The 16,679-nt window shown below is 72.1% G+C and carries 16 protein-coding genes and 1 tRNA gene; 11 read left to right on the forward strand and 6 right to left on the reverse strand.

The window, feature by feature from the left end; genetic code table 11:
- Nucleotides 1-208 precede the first annotated feature (208 nt).
- Nucleotides 209-295: transfer RNA gene (locus tag AB0P07_RS23265), tRNA-Ser, on the reverse strand.
- Nucleotides 296-846: 551 nt separating this feature from the next.
- On the opposite strand from AB0P07_RS23265, the gene AB0P07_RS23270 reads away from it, so the two are divergent.
- Complete coding sequence (locus AB0P07_RS23270) at nucleotides 847-1,008, forward strand: hypothetical protein (protein ID WP_365553380.1); 162 nt, start codon at nucleotides 847-849, stop codon at nucleotides 1,006-1,008.
- Between the two features lie 120 nt (nucleotides 1,009-1,128).
- Here AB0P07_RS23270 and AB0P07_RS23275 read toward each other — a convergent pair whose 3' ends face one another.
- A complete protein-coding gene (locus AB0P07_RS23275) occupies nucleotides 1,129-1,722 on the reverse strand; it encodes a helix-turn-helix domain-containing protein (RefSeq protein WP_365553382.1) in 594 nt (197 codons plus the stop codon).
- A 71-nt stretch (nucleotides 1,723-1,793) separates the two neighbouring features.
- Between AB0P07_RS23275 and AB0P07_RS23280 the strand changes: the two genes are divergently transcribed.
- The gene (locus tag AB0P07_RS23280) at nucleotides 1,794-2,687 is read left to right on the forward strand and encodes an NADP-dependent oxidoreductase (RefSeq protein ID WP_365553384.1); all 894 of its coding nucleotides are present in this window, start codon (nucleotides 1,794-1,796) and stop codon (nucleotides 2,685-2,687) included.
- A gap of 75 nt (nucleotides 2,688-2,762) precedes the next feature.
- On the opposite strand, the gene AB0P07_RS23285 is transcribed toward AB0P07_RS23280, so the two are convergent.
- Complete coding sequence (locus AB0P07_RS23285; protein WP_365553386.1) at nucleotides 2,763-4,343, reverse strand: trypsin-like peptidase domain-containing protein; 1,581 nt, start codon at nucleotides 4,341-4,343, stop codon at nucleotides 2,763-2,765.
- 262 nt (nucleotides 4,344-4,605) lie between these two features.
- On the opposite strand from AB0P07_RS23285, the gene AB0P07_RS23290 reads away from it, so the two are divergent.
- From AB0P07_RS23290 to AB0P07_RS23300, 3 genes are all read left to right on the forward strand, one after another.
- A complete protein-coding gene (locus tag AB0P07_RS23290) occupies nucleotides 4,606-5,442 on the forward strand; it encodes a glycerophosphodiester phosphodiesterase (RefSeq protein ID WP_365553388.1) in 837 nt (278 codons plus the stop codon).
- 232 nt (nucleotides 5,443-5,674) lie between these two features.
- On the forward strand, nucleotides 5,675-6,313 hold the full coding sequence (locus AB0P07_RS23295) for an ATP-binding protein (RefSeq protein WP_365553390.1): 639 nt from the start codon (nucleotides 5,675-5,677) through the stop codon (nucleotides 6,311-6,313).
- A gap of 163 nt (nucleotides 6,314-6,476) precedes the next feature.
- Nucleotides 6,477-7,442 carry a DUF5926 family protein gene (locus AB0P07_RS23300; RefSeq protein ID WP_365553392.1) on the forward strand — a complete coding sequence of 322 codons (966 nt, stop codon included), beginning with the start codon at nucleotides 6,477-6,479 and terminating at the stop codon, nucleotides 7,440-7,442.
- A gap of 244 nt (nucleotides 7,443-7,686) precedes the next feature.
- On the opposite strand, the gene AB0P07_RS23305 is transcribed toward AB0P07_RS23300, so the two are convergent.
- On the reverse strand, nucleotides 7,687-8,292 hold the full coding sequence (locus tag AB0P07_RS23305; protein WP_365553912.1) for a hypothetical protein: 606 nt from the start codon (nucleotides 8,290-8,292) through the stop codon (nucleotides 7,687-7,689).
- A gap of 190 nt (nucleotides 8,293-8,482) precedes the next feature.
- A complete protein-coding gene (locus AB0P07_RS23310) occupies nucleotides 8,483-9,148 on the reverse strand; it encodes a bifunctional DNA primase/polymerase (protein WP_365553394.1) in 666 nt (221 codons plus the stop codon).
- A gap of 661 nt (nucleotides 9,149-9,809) precedes the next feature.
- Here AB0P07_RS23310 and AB0P07_RS23315 point away from each other — a divergent pair.
- Nucleotides 9,810-11,243, forward strand: coding sequence for a PP2C family protein-serine/threonine phosphatase (locus AB0P07_RS23315; RefSeq protein WP_365553396.1), 1,434 nt, complete (start codon nucleotides 9,810-9,812; stop codon nucleotides 11,241-11,243).
- Between the two features lie 137 nt (nucleotides 11,244-11,380).
- A complete protein-coding gene (locus AB0P07_RS23320; RefSeq protein ID WP_365553397.1) occupies nucleotides 11,381-12,889 on the forward strand; it encodes an aminopeptidase P family protein in 1,509 nt (502 codons plus the stop codon).
- 67 nt (nucleotides 12,890-12,956) lie between these two features.
- On the opposite strand, the gene AB0P07_RS23325 is transcribed toward AB0P07_RS23320, so the two are convergent.
- The gene (locus tag AB0P07_RS23325; RefSeq protein WP_365553398.1) at nucleotides 12,957-13,421 is read right to left on the reverse strand and encodes an ATP-binding protein; all 465 of its coding nucleotides are present in this window, start codon (nucleotides 13,419-13,421) and stop codon (nucleotides 12,957-12,959) included.
- Nucleotides 13,422-13,662: 241 nt separating this feature from the next.
- On the opposite strand from AB0P07_RS23325, the gene AB0P07_RS23330 reads away from it, so the two are divergent.
- The 4 genes from AB0P07_RS23330 to AB0P07_RS23345 all read left to right on the forward strand — a co-directional run bounded on the left by AB0P07_RS23330 (nucleotide 13,663) and on the right by AB0P07_RS23345 (nucleotide 16,674).
- Nucleotides 13,663-14,502: a hypothetical protein gene (locus tag AB0P07_RS23330; protein WP_365553400.1), complete on the forward strand. Its 840-nt coding sequence runs from the start codon at nucleotides 13,663-13,665 to the stop codon at nucleotides 14,500-14,502.
- A 130-nt stretch (nucleotides 14,503-14,632) separates the two neighbouring features.
- Nucleotides 14,633-15,388 (forward strand): YcnI family protein, encoded by a 756-nt coding sequence (locus AB0P07_RS23335; protein ID WP_365553402.1) that lies wholly within the window; start codon nucleotides 14,633-14,635, stop codon nucleotides 15,386-15,388.
- A gap of 147 nt (nucleotides 15,389-15,535) precedes the next feature.
- On the forward strand, nucleotides 15,536-16,186 hold the full coding sequence (locus AB0P07_RS23340) for an SCO family protein (protein WP_365553403.1): 651 nt from the start codon (nucleotides 15,536-15,538) through the stop codon (nucleotides 16,184-16,186).
- On the forward strand, nucleotides 16,183-16,674 hold the full coding sequence (locus tag AB0P07_RS23345) for a copper chaperone PCu(A)C (protein WP_365553405.1): 492 nt from the start codon (nucleotides 16,183-16,185) through the stop codon (nucleotides 16,672-16,674). The genes AB0P07_RS23340 and AB0P07_RS23345 overlap by 4 nt, the downstream gene beginning before the upstream one ends.
- Nucleotides 16,675-16,679 lie beyond the last annotated feature (5 nt).

Here is a 16,679-nt window from a genome sequence, read left to right on the forward strand (position 1 = left end):
CCCATCATGTACACGCCATGACACGAGGGCGAAACCGCCCCATCACCCACGAACGGGCGACACCACATCATCAGGAACGGGACTTAACGCCCTCTCAGACCGGACGAACCGCCCGGCTATACCCTCCAAGCAGTCCCGCACGCTCTGACGGGCAAGCGCATGGCAGCGGCCCCTGACCGTCAAACCTGGTCAGGGGCCGTACTCACTGCGGTGGGTGTGGGATTTGAACCCACGGTGACATCGCTGCCACGACGGTTTTCAAGACCGTTCCCTTAGGCCGCTCGGGCAACCCACCCGCGCACCGTCCCGCCGGGGGCGGAGCGGGTACAGCGTACCGGCCCCAGGCGTCGCACGGGGGCGGTGGTCACACGGGGTCCATCACCTCTGCTCTTTCGCTCGAAGACCGGCGACCTTCTGATCCGTGGGATCGGACAGCGTCGTCGCGGTGAGGTTTCCCGTCCTCCGACCGGTCGCCGGTGCTGGTGATCGACACTCTTCGCGTGCCGTCGGAGCGTTCACGTGCCGGGCCTTCGCCGCACGGCACCCCACGTCGCGCGCGACAGTGATTTGCGTCACACTTGACGAGCAGGCTGTTTCAATTCCCTGCGGCCCCTGGACGAACAGTCGGCCGCTGGAGGGGCCATGACGGCGACAAGGCGGAGCGAGACTCCCGTAACGATCGAAGGCAATGGCGTCGAGCTGCGCACAGCGGAGGTCGGGGGAAACGTGACCGTCGGCTTCATGCGGCTTCCTCAGGGCGCGAACCTGGCACCCATCCTTGTGGGACTGCCCGACGATCTGTGCCAGTGTCCCCACTGGGGATACCTGCTCAAAGGTCGACTGAGGATGCACACGAAGAACGGCGACGAGATCTACGAGGCCGGACAGGCTTTCTACTGGCCTCCCGGCCATGCACCGGAGGCCGTCGAGGACTGCGAGTACCTGGACTTCTCCCCGACCAAGGAGTTCGCCAAGGTCGTCGACCACGTGCAGTCCCACATGGGGTAACACGTCCATCCCTAGCGGCTTGATCGGTCCGCGACCATCTGTTCCGCAAGTCTGCGCGCGGCCCCGGGGGGACGTGCGGTCACGCCGCAGGACGCTACCGGCACCGTCCGCCGGGCGCGCTCACGTGTGGCGGGGAGGGCGGGCGGCCTCCTCCCAGGCGGCCTCGATCATCGGGAAGATCTCGTCCAGGGCGGCTTCCGGATCGGGGGCCTCGCGGGACAGCGAGTAGGCGTCGATCACGAACCGCGCGATGGTGCGGGCGGCCGTCTCGCTCCGGGTCGGGTCGGGGTCGGCGGCGATGGCCCGCGCGAGGGTGTCCGCGTGGCGCAGGCGCACCGACTCGTCGTACTTCCGCAGGGCGGGGGACGCGTCGATCATGCGCCAGATCGGGGCGGCGTCGTCGGCGGTGCAGTGCCGCACCAGGGCCAGGATCTCGCGGCGGAGCGCGGGGATGAGCGGCTCGTGCGGGGACCGGTCGGATACCGCCTGCGTGAGGCGGTGCTCGAAGTCCTCGTCCTGCTCGAAGACCAGCGCCTCTTTCGATGCGAAGTGGGAGAAGAGCGTGGTGACGGCGACGTCGGCCTCGGCGGCCACGTCACGGATGCCCACCGCGTCGTATCCGCGCTCCAGGAAGAGCCGCAGCGCGGTGTCGGCGATCTTCTGGCGGGTCGCGGCCTTCTTGCGCTCACGACGGCCGGACTGCTGCACGGTCATACTCGGCAGGCTAGCAGGTATGAAACAATAACCGTTATGAAAAACTATCGGTTAGTGTTACGTTCGACGGCATGAAGAAAGTGAGCTTCGCCGAGTTCGGTGGTCCGGACGTTCTGCAACTCGTCGACGCCGAGGAGCCCCGTCCGGGCCCCGGCGAGATACGCGTCACCGTGCGCGCGGCGGGCGTGAATCCCGTCGACTGGAGAATCAGGGAGGGGCAGGTTCTGGGAGCCCATCCGGTCGTGCTGCCCTCGGGGGTCGGGATCGACGCCGCCGGGGTCGTGGACGAGGTCGGTGAGGGGGTCACGGGGGTCGAGGTCGGCGACCGGGTGTTCGGCGAGGGCAGCAGCACGTATGCCGAGTTCGCCGTGCTCGGGGCCTGGGCGCGGATGCCCGAGGGGCTGTCGTTCGAGGAGGCGGCCGGGTATCCCTCCGTGGTGGAGACCGCGCTGCGCGTCGTCCGCGAGGTCGGTGTGCGGCCCGGGCAGACGCTCCTGATCAGCGGCGCGTCGGGGGGAGTCGGTTCGGCGGTGCTGCAGATCGCCCGTGACCGCGGCATCAGGGTGATCGGTACGGCCGGTGCCGCGAACCAGGAGTACCTGCGCGGGCTCGGCGCCCTCGCCACGACGTACGGCGAGGGCTGGGTGGAGCGGGTGCGGCGGCTCGGTCCCGTCGACGCGGCTCTCGATCTGGCCGGCTCGGGGGTCGTTCGCGAACTCGTCGAGCTGACCGGGAACGCGGAACATGTCGTCAGCATCGCCGACCTGGGGGCGCCCGAGTTCGGCGTGCGGTTCTCCGGGGTGGCCGGAAGTATGCCGGCGGCGCTCGCCGAGGCCGTGGACCTGATCGCGCGGGGCCGGCTCCACATCCCGGTCGAGAAGTCGTACTCACTCGCCGAGGCCGCGGCGGCGCACGTCGACAGCCGGGCCGGTCACACGCGCGGGCGTCGGGTCGTCGTCATCTGACCACCCGTACAACGCACTTCGCCACCGGGCGGATCCCGGTGGCGAAGGAGGCGGTCGTGCGGGGAGCGAGGTGGATCAGTCGTCGCCGACCTTCGAGCCCAGGGTGACCTCGGTGGTGTGCTGCTTGCCGCCGCGCTCGTAGGTGACCGTGACCTCGTCGCCGGGCTTGTGGGTCCAGATCTCGCCGATCAGGGTGGGACCGCTGTCGATCACCCGGTCGTCGAGCTTGGTGATGACGTCACCGGGCTTCAGGCCCGCGTCGTCGGCGGGGCCGCCCTTCTCGACGGGGTCGGAGCCGCCCACGCCCTGCTCGGTGAGCTTGGCGCCGTTCGTCGTCTCCTCCAGGGAGACGGAGGCGCCGATCTTCGCGTACACCGGCTTGCCGTTCTCGATCAGTTGCTGGGCGACGAACTCGGCCTGGTTGATGGGGATCGCGAAGCCCAGGCCGATGGAGCCGGCCTGGCCGGTGCCGAAGCCGCCGTTGCTGGTGGACTGGATCGCGGAGTTGATGCCGATGACGTTGCCCTGCGCGTCCAGCAGCGGGCCGCCGGAGTTGCCCGGGTTGATCGACGCGTCGGTCTGCAGGGCGCTCATGTACGAGGCCTTGCTGTCGGCGCTGCCGTCGCTGGAGGCCACGGGGCGGTTCTTGGCGCTGATGATGCCCGTGGTCACCGTGTTGGACAGGCCGAACGGGGCGCCGATGGCGATCGTCGAGTCGCCCACCGCGACCTTGTCGGAGTCGCCGAGGGGGAGGGGGTTCAGGTCCGAGGGGGCGTTCTCGAGTTTGATGACCGCGACGTCGTAGCCCTGGGCGTGGCCGACCACCTGGGCGTCGTACTTCTTGCCGTTGGGGAAGGTCGCGCTGAGCTTGCCGCCGTCGACCGCCTCCGCCACCACGTGGTTGTTGGTGACGATGTGGCCTTCCTTGTCGAAGACGAACCCGGTGCCGGTGCCGCCCTCCCCATTGCTTCCCTCGGCCTGGATGGTGACCGTGCTGGGCAGCGCCTTGGCGGCCACCCCGGCGACGGTGCCCGCGTCACGCTTGAGGGAGCCGCCGGTGTCGGAGGCGGAGACCGTGGTGGAGCCGTTCCCGTCGTTGTTCCTGGCCAGGGTGTAGCCGAGACCACCGCCCAGGCCGCCCGCGACGAGCGCGGCGATCAGGACGCCGGCGACCAATCCACCCCGTCCGCGGCCCGGCTTCGGGGCGGGCTGCTGGTACGAGGCTCCCCAGCCGCCCGCCCCGCCGCCGGCGCCCTCGCCCGGGCCGTGACCCGAGCCGTCGCCGAAGCCGTTGCCGTGACCGAAGCCGTCGCCGCCGCCCGCGCCGTACGTCGGGGTCTGAGCCGGGGTGCCCGGCGGCGGGGGCGGGGGCCACGAGGCGTCGGGAGCCGTGGGCGTCTGGGGGATCTCGCCCCCTTGGGGGGCCGGCTGATCCTGCGGCGCTTGGTGGGCCTGGGTCACCGGGGCCTGGGTGGGGGGAGCAGCCGGGGACTCGGGGGTGGACTCCGGGGCCTCGGGGGACCCGGGGGCCGGGTGGGAGGTGTGCGGGGCGGGAGGTCGGGGCTGGGGCTGGGCGGAGGCAGCGGGAGCATCCACCGGCACGGGAGGTGCGGACGGGGCCGGGGGTACCGCGGTGCCCTCGTTCTCGGTGCTCACAGCTTCTCTCCTCGTTCCACGGCTGGTTGTCGCTCACCCTGGTCGCGCTCAGCCACGATCACGCGCTGTTCCACGGTCCGGCGCAATGCGGATGTGCCGGTGTTTTTGTATGCCATCAGCTTTTCCCACGGGCCGTCAGGGCACCATAAGCCGTTGCTGTGGGTCCCCGACCGTTCTTTACATAGGTCATCCAAGACTAAACGGACGCGTTGCCGATTCCACCGATGGCACGTCTACCCGCCCGCGGTGGCACCATGACGCGGTGACCCACGCACGACAGCACCGGATTCAGGTCGTCGCCCACCGCGGAGCCTCCGAGGAGGCCCCCGAGCACACGCTGGCCGCGTACCGGAAGGCGATCGAGGACGGGGCGGACGCCCTCGAGTGCGATGTCCGCCTGACTGCCGACGGCCACCTCGTCTGCGTCCACGACTGGCGCGTCAACCGTACGTCGAACGGTCGCGGCGCGGTGTCCGCGCTCGAGCTCGCCGATCTCGCCGCCCTGGACTTCGGCGCGCGCCGGACCCGGGAGTTCTGGCGTACGCGCGACGAGCAGCCGGACTGGGAGCACCGGCCGGAGGACCGGGAGGAGACCTCCGTACTGACTCTGGAGCGGCTGCTCCAACTGGTCGCCGACGCGGGGCGGCGCGTGGAGCTGGCCATCGAGACCAAGCACCCCACCCGCTGGGCGGGCCAGGTCGAGGAGCGACTGCTGCTGCTCCTGAAACGGTTCGGACTGGACGCACCGGTCTCGGCCGAGGAGTCCCCGGTGCGGGTGATGAGCTTCTCGGCACGGTCGCTGCACCGGGTGCGGGCAGCGTCGCCGACGCTGCCCACGGTGTACCTGATGCAGTTCGTCTCGCCCCGGCTGCGCGACGGGCGGCTGCCCGCGGGTGTTCGGATCGCGGGCCCCTCGATGCGGATCGTCCGCAATCACCCCGCGTACATCGCGCGTCTGAAGCAGGCCGGTCACCGGGTGCACGTGTGGACGGTGAACGAGACCTCCGACGTGGACCTCTGCGCAGGCCTGGGCGTCGACGCCGTCATCACCAACCGGCCGCGCGCGGTCCTGGACCACCTGAACCGCCCGGGCCACTGACCTAGCCGCTGACCGGCCCACCGTCCGGACCGGGACCGCCGCACCGCCCGGACCACGACCGCCGCACCGCCCGGACCACGACCCGCCGAACTCCCGGGACGTCGGTTCGTCCGCGGCTCTTGACCCGGCGGCCCCGCTGCCCCATTCTCCGGCCTCGGCCGCACCGATCAGATCCAGCCATGTAATTACGGGGAGTGCTCCGGCGCGTTCGGTGCGTGTTCGACCGTGTCGAATGCGTCACCGTACGGAGACCGGCCGGTTTCCGGCTCGGAGCGATGGGGCATCCACACCGTGGCGTGGGGCGAAGGAGGTCTCGGGGGTGGCGTTGGTGGTGGCACAGGAGGTGCCCACGTCGTCGAGCATGGCCGTGCCCCATGGCCCTGCGGGCGTGGGGGAAGCAAGACACCGCATGCGTGATCAGTTGCGCAGAGGCGGTGTGACGGAAGAGGTCATCGACGACGCAGTACTGATCCTTTCCGAACTACTGAGCAATGCCTGCAAGCACGGCCGGCCGCTGGGTGACGCCCTGGCCGGGGACGGCGACGTCCGCGCCGCGTGGCAGGTGGACGCGGGCGGCCGGCTGCTCGTGGAGGTCACGGACGGCGGCGGACCGACCCGCCCGGCTCCGGCGACCCCCTCGGTCACCGCGCACGGCGGCCGCGGGCTGAACATCATCACGGCGCTCGCCGACGACTGGGGCGTACGGGACGACGCCCGCGGAGAGGTCACGGTCTGGGTCGTCGTCCACGGCGACGTGCACGATCCGGACGCCGGGCACCGGCGTGACGACTTCACCGCCCGGATCTCGGCACCGGCGGTCCCGGAGATCCCCGGCCTGGACTTCGCGGACGCCTTCGACGACCTCGGCTGATCCGGCGGCCCGTGCCCCGAGCGGGCCGGGGCGGGCACGAGGTCCTGGCGGGCGACGGCGAGTTGTCCACAGGCGGACCGTCGTCCACAGGGTCCCGTCGGCCGGGGCCGGAACGGCTAGGCTCGCGCCGTACGAGTAGAGCCGTAACCGGGAGACACCCACGATGGCCAAGAAGCGACCCCAGACGAAGGCCAAGCGGCCCCAGCTCGACGACGCCGAGGTCCCGGTCGTCGGCGCCCGCGAGCCCTGCCCCTGCGGCAGCGGCCGGCGGTACAAGGCCTGTCACGGCCGGCCCGCCGCCCAGGCCACCACCGCGCTGGTACAGCGCCCGTTCGAGGGGCTGCCCGGCGAGTGCGACTGGGTGGCGCTGCGGGAGTTGGTGCCGGCGGCCACGGTCGGGCTGACCCTGCGGGACGGCCTGCCCGAGGGCGTCCCCTCCGTCACGCTGGCCACGGTGCTGCCGATGGCCTGGCCCGCCCTGCGCCGCGACGACGGCTCGGTCCTGTTCGGCCTGCAGAACGACACGGCGTCCGGCGACATCAGCCGCGACCTCGCCGACACCCTCGCGCGGGCGCTGACCGCCGCCCCGGGCACTCCGGTGCAGGGCCGCCGCGCTCCGGCCGACGGCCCCCGGCTGCAGGACCTGCTCGCCCCCGAGGGCGCCTTCGAGCCGGAGGTGCACTCGGGCTTCGAGTTCTGGGTGCCGGACCCGGACAACGCCACGCCGGACGTCACCGCATCCCTGGAGCGGGCCAACGCCGCGGCCATCCCGACCGTCCGGCTGCAGAGTGTCGACGCCGCCTACTGGTGCGAGACGCCGGACAAGAACCACCTGCGGTGGGTCATGCCGCACGAGGAGGAGCGCCTTCTGGACGCCCTGGCCCGGCTGCACGCCGCGGGCCGGTCGTCCCTCGGCGAGGGCACCCGGCTCGTGGGCTCCTTCCGCGCCCACGGGCTCACCGTGCCGGTGTGGGACCTGCCGAGCGAGATCACCGCGCAGGACATCGAGAAGCCGGCCGCGGAGTTCGCCGAGCGGCTCGCCGAGGCCCTGGCCGCGGACGCCCCGCTCACGCACGACGAGCGCCGGGCGCGCGGCGGTCTCACCAACCGGCAGGTCACGCTCAGCTGACCTCCGCCCGCCGAGGCCGTCCCCGGCTGACCGACCGGTCAGCCGGAGCGGCGCCCTCCGGACGCGTGACTCCGGTCACAACTCCCCGTGGAGACAGGCCAGTCGGTGACCGGAAACAAGAGATCGAATTTGCTAACCGCCGATCTCTTGTTACCGTTCCAGTAGCCCGGTTGCTGGTGCATCCCCCGTCGCCAGCAACCGGGTCTTTCCGTGTCCCAGGTCGTGCACTCACCGCAGTCGCCCGTCAACTCCCCGTTTGCACAGGTGAGTTGCTCTCGGCGCCTCCGATGCTCTGGTCACTGCCGCCGCTCACGCCGCTTCCGGCGCGCAGCAGCAGCGGCCCGTACCCGGCCCGGCGCGCGAACTCCGCGACCGCGCTGTACCCCGCCAGTCCGCCGCGGGTCGCACCCTCGGCGTCCGGCGGCGTCTCGCAGGTACCCGGCGCGTCCTCGGCACTCACCGCACAGCGCATCCGCACGCTGCGCCCGTCGGGCCCCATGAGACTCAGTACGGACTCGAGCGGGCCGCCGGTGACATTGCGGTAGTAGGTCCGCGCCCAGGTCTCCGTCCCCCGGGTCAGGACACAGGTCTGCGCCTCCACGCCCGCGGGCGAGGTGAGTTCGGGACCGCAGCGCGCGGCCAGCGCGGGACCGGGCGGCAGCGGCGAACGGGTGGACACGGCGCCCGCCGCCGTCGGGGACGCGGACGCCTTGCCGTCCCCGCCCCGGGCGAGAAGCGGGACGGCCACCGGGGCATCCCGGCCCCCGTCGCCCGAGGGCCCCGCGGACGCCACGGCGAACGGCAGTACGGCCGCGCACACCACGACTCCCGCGAGCCCGTACAGACGGATCCGCCGACGGTCCGGCCCACCGCGGCGTCGCCCGGCGCGGCGCGGTCCGACGACTCCTCGCGGTCCGACGGCGGCGCGCGGCCCCACGGCTCCTCGCGGTCCGACGGCACGGTGCTCCCCAGCATGAAGCGGCATGGGGCGGACGATAACGACCGGGAGCGGGCCCGGGCCCGGCGCGCGCCGGACACTCCTACAACTCGGGCGCGCTCACACCCTTACGAGTGAGGGCGTCGACCACCGCGTCCACCACGGCCTCCACGTCCGGCACCCAGGGCGCGGCCGAGCCGGGCAGCGGCGCCCGCTCCCAGCGGACGGCACCGGCGCCGGTCTCGGACGGCGGCAGCGCGAGATAGCCGCCCTCGCCGTGGAAGCGCAGGGAGCCGGGGACGAAGTCCTTGGCATAGAGCAACTCACCCAACTGCTCCATGGAGTACGGCCTGACCAGCAGCGACCAGCGGTGGGGCGAGGCGACGACCGGGCCGGTCCGCAGCCCGGCACGGTCGAGCGCGGCGAGCGCGTGCGCGGCCGGCAGGGCGGGCAGGGAGACGGCGCACGGGGCGCTGCCACCGGTGGCCAGGACGATCGGCGCGGCCGGCCGGTTGGTCCACCACCAGCGCACCATGCGGGCGTCGGTGGACGCCGCGAGGAGACCGGGGTCGAAGGGGTGCGCGCCCGGCACCGTGCACTCGGGGTCGGGGCAGGCGCAGCGCGACCGGGCCCGCTCGTCGGCCGCCGCGCCCGGGAGTACGGGCCACCGCCATTGCGTCGCGTAGGTCAGGGCCGCGCCGATCAGCTCAGGCCGCCCGTCGTCGTGCTGGGACAGGAGCCTGCGTCGCCTTCCGAGGATCTCGCGCATGAGCGCTCGTTCCTTTCCGTTGCACGCCTGGCAACACCGTGGTCACTTCACACCATGTGTCGATCACTTCGCTGTGCGTTGCTGGTGGCGCATCACACCCCTGCCGAGGGGCGCCCCCACGGGGAAATCCCCGGACGACACCTCCGCCAAGGGCAAGGGAAACCCCTGTGGGTCGAGCACTGACTGCGTCCGTGACGGTTCCGACCACTGCGTCTGTCAAAAGCATGGGCGTGGCGCGGGGGTGGCGAAGTATGGCGTTTTGCCGTCGCGCGTATTTCTCTCCGCCTCCGCCACGGGAGGATGGGGCACGGTCGTCGGTGGATAGGACGCCCGGGTCCGTCGCCAGGTTCCAGGTGGCCCCCAACCACCCCCGGCCTTCTCCGAGTACGTACCCATCACGACCGCTGTGACGCTCCGTGAAGCACCCCCAGTCGACCGCAACAAGGCGTCCTCTGGGGCAGTTTCAAGCCAATTTCGCTTTTCCGCAAGGGGTCGGGAAGGAAGCCGTTCACACCCCACGGACACCAGGAATCCCTGCAGGACAATGCTGGACATCCCCTTACGAGTGCGTGTACATGTGGAGACACTGCTGGCGGCGCAGAATGACATGGGGGTTCGCGATGCTTTTGAGCAGTAAGCGCCGGTCGGAAGGCCGGACGCCATGAACGCCCCGCACCCTGCGAAAGTGGCCGGAATCGATTCAACGGTTCCCTCCCCCGCACACACTGTCGCGCCCGCCGCGACGGACGCATCCTCGGCGACCGGGTCCCGCACGGCGGACGCCGAGACCGTCACCGACGGCCCGGGCGCCCCCTGTGCCCCCGGCGCCCTGCTCCAGGACCGGCTCGCCGGCTGGGTCTCGGACCTCACCACCCTGCACGAACTGACCGAACGCCTGGCCCGCACGGGCACCCTCGCCGACGGCCTCCAGGAACTGCTGCACGCCGGAGCCGCCCTGGTCGGCGCCCGGCGCGGGCTCGTCGTGCTGGAACCGGCCGACGGACTCGGCCCCGACACCACCGTCGGCCTCGGCCTCGCCCGCGCCGATCTCGGCCACATCGAGACCGTGCCCCGCGCCTCCCTGTCCTACGGACGGATCCTGGACGGACTGCCGGTCGACGAGGACGGCGTCACCGAACCCGACCTGCTCGCCGAGAAGACCCTCGACCCCCGCCACCGCGAGGTCGCCGCCCGCCTCGGTTACGCCGCGAGCTACGCCCTCCCCCTGCACGCCGAGGGCTCCGGACGCCTCGGCGCCGCCGTCTGGCTCTACGACGAGCCCGCCGAACCGGGCGAACGCCGACGTCACCTCGCCGGCCTGTACGTCCGGTACGCCGCCCAGCACCTGACCCGCCTCCTGGAGGTCGAGCGCACCCGCGCCGCCATGGCCACGATGGCCGAGGAACTGCTGCCCTCCCGCCTCCCCCGGGTGCCCGGCGTGCAGCTCGCCGCCCGGCACCGCACCGGCCCGCGCGGCGGGGGCGACTGGTACGACGCGCTGCCGCTGCCGGACGCCGCCCTCGGCCTCGCCGTCGGCTCCGTCACCGGGTCGGGGCCCAGCGCGGTCGCCGCGATGGGGAGGCTGCGCGCCTCGCTGCGGGCGTACGCCGTGATGGAGGGCGAGGATCCGGTCGCCGTCCTGTCCGACCTGGAGCTGCTGCTGCGGCTCACCGAGCCCGCCCGCTCGGCCACCGCGCTGTTCGGGTACTGCGAGCCCGCGCTGCGCCGGATCACCCTCGCCGGCGCCGGACACAGCCCGCCGCTGCTGATCGGGGAGCGGCGCACCGAGTTCGTCGAGACCTCCGTCTCCGCGCCGCTCGGCATGCTCGCCTGCTGGGAGGCGCCCAGCGTGGAGCTCGAGGCCGAACCCGGAGAGACGGTTCTGCTGTACACCGACGGACTGCTCCACCGCACCGGCGACCCGGCCGACCGCGCATTCGCCCGGCTGCACGCGGCGGCGGCCGGAGTACCCCGGGCCGCACGCCACGACCCGGACGCGGTCGTCGAGCACGTCCTGCGCACCGTGCTGCCCGGCTCGAAGGCGGAAGCCGACTCCGAGGAGGACGTCGTCCTGCTGGCGGTCCGGTTCGCATAGCGGACACAGGGACCGCGTGAACGCCCCGCATGTCACGCATAACGGACGGTAGTTCCCTCGCGTAACAGGTCCTCCGGCCCTGGGCCCCCTTCCGTACGCCCGTACGATGGGGGTGGTCCAGTGCCGTACCTAGGAGGATGACCGTGGCGCAGGAGCTCACCCCGGCAGTATCCGATCTTGCTGCTGACGCAGCGGGCCCGGAGAACCCGGAGACCCCGGACGAGACCGAAGAGCCCGTCAAGCAGCGCAAGAACGGCCTGTACCCGGGCGTGTCCGACGAGCTGGCCGAGAACATGAAGTCCGGCTGGGCCGACACGGAGCTGCACGACCTGGAGCCGATCGCCCAGGCCGCGGAGACCGCCGCCCGCCGTGCCGCGCTGTCCGCCCGCTTCCCGGGCGAGCGTCTGGTGATCCCCGCGGGCAACCTGAAGACCCGCTCCAACGACACGGAGTACCCCTTCCGCGCCTCCGTCGAGTACGCGTACCTGACCGGCAACCAGACCGACGACGGCGTCCTGGTCCTGGAGCCCGAGGGCGACGGCCACACCGCGACGCTCTACCTCCTGCCGCGCTCGGACCGCGAGAACGGCGAGTTCTGGCTGAACGGCATGGGCGAGCTGTGGGTCGGCCGCCGCCACTCCCTCACCGAGGCCGGCAAGCTGTACGGCATCCCCGCCTCCGACGTCCGCGAGCTGGCCGACAGCCTGCGCGAGGCCACCGGCCCGGTGCGCGTCGTGCGCGGTTACGACGCCGGCATCGAGGCGGCCCTCACCGACAAGGTCACCGCCGAGCGCGACGAGGAGCTGCGCGTCTTCCTCTCCGAGGCCCGTCTGGTCAAGGACGAGTTCGAGATCGGCGAGCTGCAGAAGGCCGTCGACTCCACGGTGCGCGGCTTCGAGGACGTCGTGAAGGTCCTCGACAAGGCCGAGGCGACCAGCGAGCGCTACATCGAGGGCACCTTCTTCCTCCGCGCCCGCGTCGAGGGCAACGACGTCGGCTACGGCTCCATCTGCGCCGCCGGCCCGCACGCCTGCACCCTGCACTGGGTCCGCAACGACGGCCCGGTCCGCTCCGGCGACCTGCTGCTGCTCGACGCCGGCGTGGAGACACACACGTACTACACCGCCGACGTCACCCGCACGCTGCCGATCAACGGCCGCTACAGCGAGCTGCAGAAGAAGATCTACGACGCCGTGTACGACGCCCAGGAGGCCGGCATCGCGGCGGTGAAGCCGGGCGCCGCGTACCGCGACTTCCACGACGCCTCCCAGCGCGTGCTGGCCGAGCGGCTCGTCGAGTGGGGTCTGGTCGAGGGCCCCGTCGAGCGCGTGCTGGAGCTCGGACTGCAGCGCCGCTGGACGCTGCACGGCACCGGTCACATGCTCGGCATGGACGTCCACGACTGCGCCGCGGCGCGCGTCGAGTCGTACGTCGACGGCACGCTGGAGCCCGGCATGGTGCTCACCGTCGAGCCGGGCCTGTACTTCCAGGCCGACGACCTGACCGTGCCCGAGGAGTACCGGGGCATCGGCGTGCGCATCGAGGACGACATCCTCGTCACCGCCGACGGCAACCGGAACCTGTCCGCCGGCCTGCCGCGCCGCTCGGACGAGGTCGAGGCGTGGATGGCCGCGCTGAAGGGCTGACCCGTCGTACGACGGCCGGGCACCACGCGGTGCCCGGCCGTCGGCGTTCCCGCGCGGCTGGTGTCGGTCAGACCGCCACCAGCGGGGCGTTCTCCCGCCACTTGAGGATCTTGTCGAAACTCACCACGGCACCGGCACACCCCGGCGCACTGCCGATGTGGACGTGGTCCGCGAGCTCCCGGATGAGACACAGACCCCGACCGCTCTCCGCCTCCGCGGGCGCCGGACGGGCCACGCCCTGCGGTCCGTCCGGAGCGGCGGCGGGGAAACCGGGGCCCGTGTCCGCGACCTCGATACGGCACCGTTCGCCGTCCAGGTAGGCCGTGACGCGGTAGGCCTCACCGGGGCCGCCGGACCCGTCGTCGCCACCGTGCTCGACCGCGTTGGCACAGGCCTCGCTCAGCGCGACGGAGAGGTCGAAGGAGATGTCGGGGTCGACGCCCGCGGTCTCCATGGTGCCGATCAGCAGGCGGCGGGCCAGGGGCACGCTCGCAGCCTCGCGCCGCAAATGGAGTGACCACCAGATGCTCATGCTCCAGCCTCCCGGCCGCGGCTCGACATACCGATACGTATTGCCCCTCACACCCGGGCGTAAGCACGCTGCCGCCGTGACACCGCTCGTCTGGCGGATGCGTCGCCGCCGCCGATCGGTGTATGCGGCGCGGCCCGCAACAGAAGGTGATCTTCCGTGGCGTTCCTCACCTTCCGGTCGTACGGCATCTTGTGGACCTGCCGTACGGCGCGTGGGCCGCGGGTGCGATGATGAGGCCGCCATGACTGCCCCCCACCCGCCAACGGCGCGCTCCGGGAACGATCTCCGGATCCTGCGGGCCGCGGTGTTCGCCGCGGTCTGTGTCGTGCTGGCCGCGGCGGGCCACACCCTCGCCTCCTGCGCCACCGTTCCGCTGTGGTCGCTGGGCGCGGGATTCCTCGGGGCGGTTCTGGTCGCCGTGCCACTCGCCGGGCGCCGGCGCTCGCTGGCCGGCATCGCGACACTGCTCACCGTCGGACAGACCCTGCTGCACACCCTGTTCGGGCTGGGCCAGCACGGCACCGCCGTCGCCGCCCCGGCCGCGGCGTCCGGCGCCGGAGCGGGCGCGCTGTCGGACGCCTCGCTGGTCCAGCAGGCCGCACGGCTGGTCTGCGGGACCACCGCGGCGGCGATCAGCCCGACCCAGGCCCAGCGCATCCTCACCGACGCGCGGATCGCCCCCGACGTCCGGACCGGCGCGGCGCACCACCCGGCCGACGCGCTGTCCGGCGCCGGTGGTTCCGCCTCGCTGCTGCCGTCCCTGCCTATGCTGCTCGGTCACGTCCTCGCGGCCCTGGCCGCCGGCTGGCTGCTGCGGCGCGGTGACCTGGCGCTGGCCCGGCTCGTCGAACTGTCGGCGCACTCGGCCCACTCCTTGGCCGAAGCGGCGTTCGTCCGCGCCCTGCGCGCCGCGCTCTTTCTGGTGCGCGCCCTGCACGCCGGGCTGGCCGGCGCCCCCGGTACGGGACCCCGCCTGCCGCGCCCCGCCCTGTGGGTGCCGCCGCAGCCCCGTACCACCGCACTCCAGCACACGGTCATCAGGCGCGGCCCGCCGAGTGACGCGTTCGCCCTCGCCGCCTGACACGACGCGACCACCGTCCCGCTTCCCGGGGAGGGGCCGCCGTCGTGCGGCACGCGCGCGTGCGCGCATCCCTCCTGTCACCCGGCACCGGGTCAGCACCGGTGTCCACACGAAGCGGAGTACTCCGTCCATGAAGGCTTCCCGTATCGCCGCCGCCGGCGCCGTGTCCGGTATCGCCGTCCTCGCCCTGTCCGCCCCCGCCTTCGCGCACGTCAGCGTGCAGCCGGAGGGCGCGGCCGCCAAGGGCGGTTACGCGGTCGTCGACTTCAAGGTCCCCAACGAGCGCGACAACGCCTCCACCACCAAGCTGGAGGTCACCTTCCCCGCCGACCACCCGCTGGCGTCCGTGATGCCGCAGCCGGTGCCGGGCTGGAAGGCGGAGGTCACCAAGGCCAAGCCGGCCAAGCCGCTGGAGGCGCACGGCAAGCAGATCACCGAGGTCGTCACCAAGGTGACCTGGACCGCCGACGGCAAGGGTGTCGAGCCGGGCTACTTCCAGAAGTTCCCGGTCTCCATCGGCGCGCTGCCCGAGGACGCCGACCAGCTGGCGTTCAAGGCGATCCAGACGTACTCCAACAAGGAGGTCGTGCGCTGGATCGAGGTGCCGCAGGAGGGCCAGGAGGAGCCCGACACCCCGGCGCCCGTGCTCAAGCTGTCCGCGGCCGAGGACGACGCCCACGGCGCCTCGGGCTCCTCGGACGCGAAGGGCGACGACGCCGAGGCGGCCGCACAGAACACCGCCGCCGACGCCTCCTCGTCGGACTCAGGGTCCGGCAGTGACACCACCGCCCGGGTCCTCGGCATCGTCGGCATCGTCGTCGGTGCGGCGGGCGTCGCGTACGGCGTGCTGGCCGGCCGACGGCGCGGCTCCGGCACGGCGGCGTAACAGCCCGTGCCGGTGCGTCGGCGTGACCTCGCCGGCGCATCACCTCGTCCGGTGCGCGCCGGACACCCGTCCGCCGGTCCGTCCATTCGGGCGTCCGGCGGACCCCGGCGCGCGCACCGGAGCACCTCACATCTGGGACATTCTTCTATGCGCAAAAAGACGTTCGCCATGGCCGCCGTGCTCGCCGCCGCCTGCCTGACGCTGTCCGCCTGCGGCAGCGGCACCGACAGCGACAAGCCCGTGACCGTGGTCTCCGAGGACAACAGCCGGCAGGCCGCCACCGTCCTCGACAAGCCCTTCGAGAAGCCTGACCTGGTCCTCACCGACACCCAGGGCAAGAAGTACGACCTGCGCGAGCAGACCGCCGGCAAGCCCACCCTGGTCTACTTCGGCTACACCCACTGCCCCGACGTCTGCCCGCTGACCATGAACAACATCGCCGTGGCCAAGAAGCAGCTCTCCCAGTCGGAACAGGACAAGCTCCGCGTCGTGTTCGTCACCACCGACCCCGAGCGCGACACCCCCGCCGCGCTCGGCACGTGGCTCAAGGGCATCGACCCGCAGATCGTCGGCCTGACCGGCGACTTCGACACCATCCAGGCGGGCGCCCGCACCCTCGGCATCTCGATCGAGCCGCCGACCAAGGACAAGGACGGCAAGATCGTCTCGACCCACGGCACCCAGGTCGTCGCCTTCTCGCCGAAGTCCGACGCGGGCTACGTCCTCTACGGCGAGGACGCCACGGTCGACGACTACACCAAGGACCTCCCCAAGCTGATCAAGGGGGAGAACCCGTGAGGCGACGCCCCGCTCTCGCCGCCGTCGCGGTGATCGGCTCCCTGGCCCTCGCGGGCTGCGGCGGCTCGGACTCCGACTCCGCGACCTCCGGCGCCGAACTCTCCGTCGACGCCGCCTACATACCGCAGCCCGTCTCCGACTCGATGGCGGCCGGGTTCCTCACGATCACCAACGAGGGTGGCACCGCGGACGAACTGACCTCCGTCACCAGCGAGGCCGGCGAGGTCACCGTGCACCAGACCGCCGACGGGACCATGAAGGAGGTCGACCGCCTCGAAGTCCCCGCCCACGGTCAGCTCGTGTTCAAGAGCGGCGGAAACCACCTGATGTTCGAGAAGCTGAAGCGGCAGCCGAAGCAGGGACAGTCGGTCGCCGTCGAACTGCACTTCGCCCACTCCGACCCCGTCACGGTCAAGATGCCCGTGAAGGCGGCCACCTATCAGCCGGCCACCGGAGACTCCGGGCACACCGAAGACTCCGGACACTGAGGGAG

The organism is Streptomyces sp. NPDC085944 (genome assembly GCF_040686295.1).
In the GTDB taxonomy this organism is placed as follows: domain Bacteria; phylum Actinomycetota; class Actinomycetes; order Streptomycetales; family Streptomycetaceae; genus Streptomyces; species Streptomyces salinarius.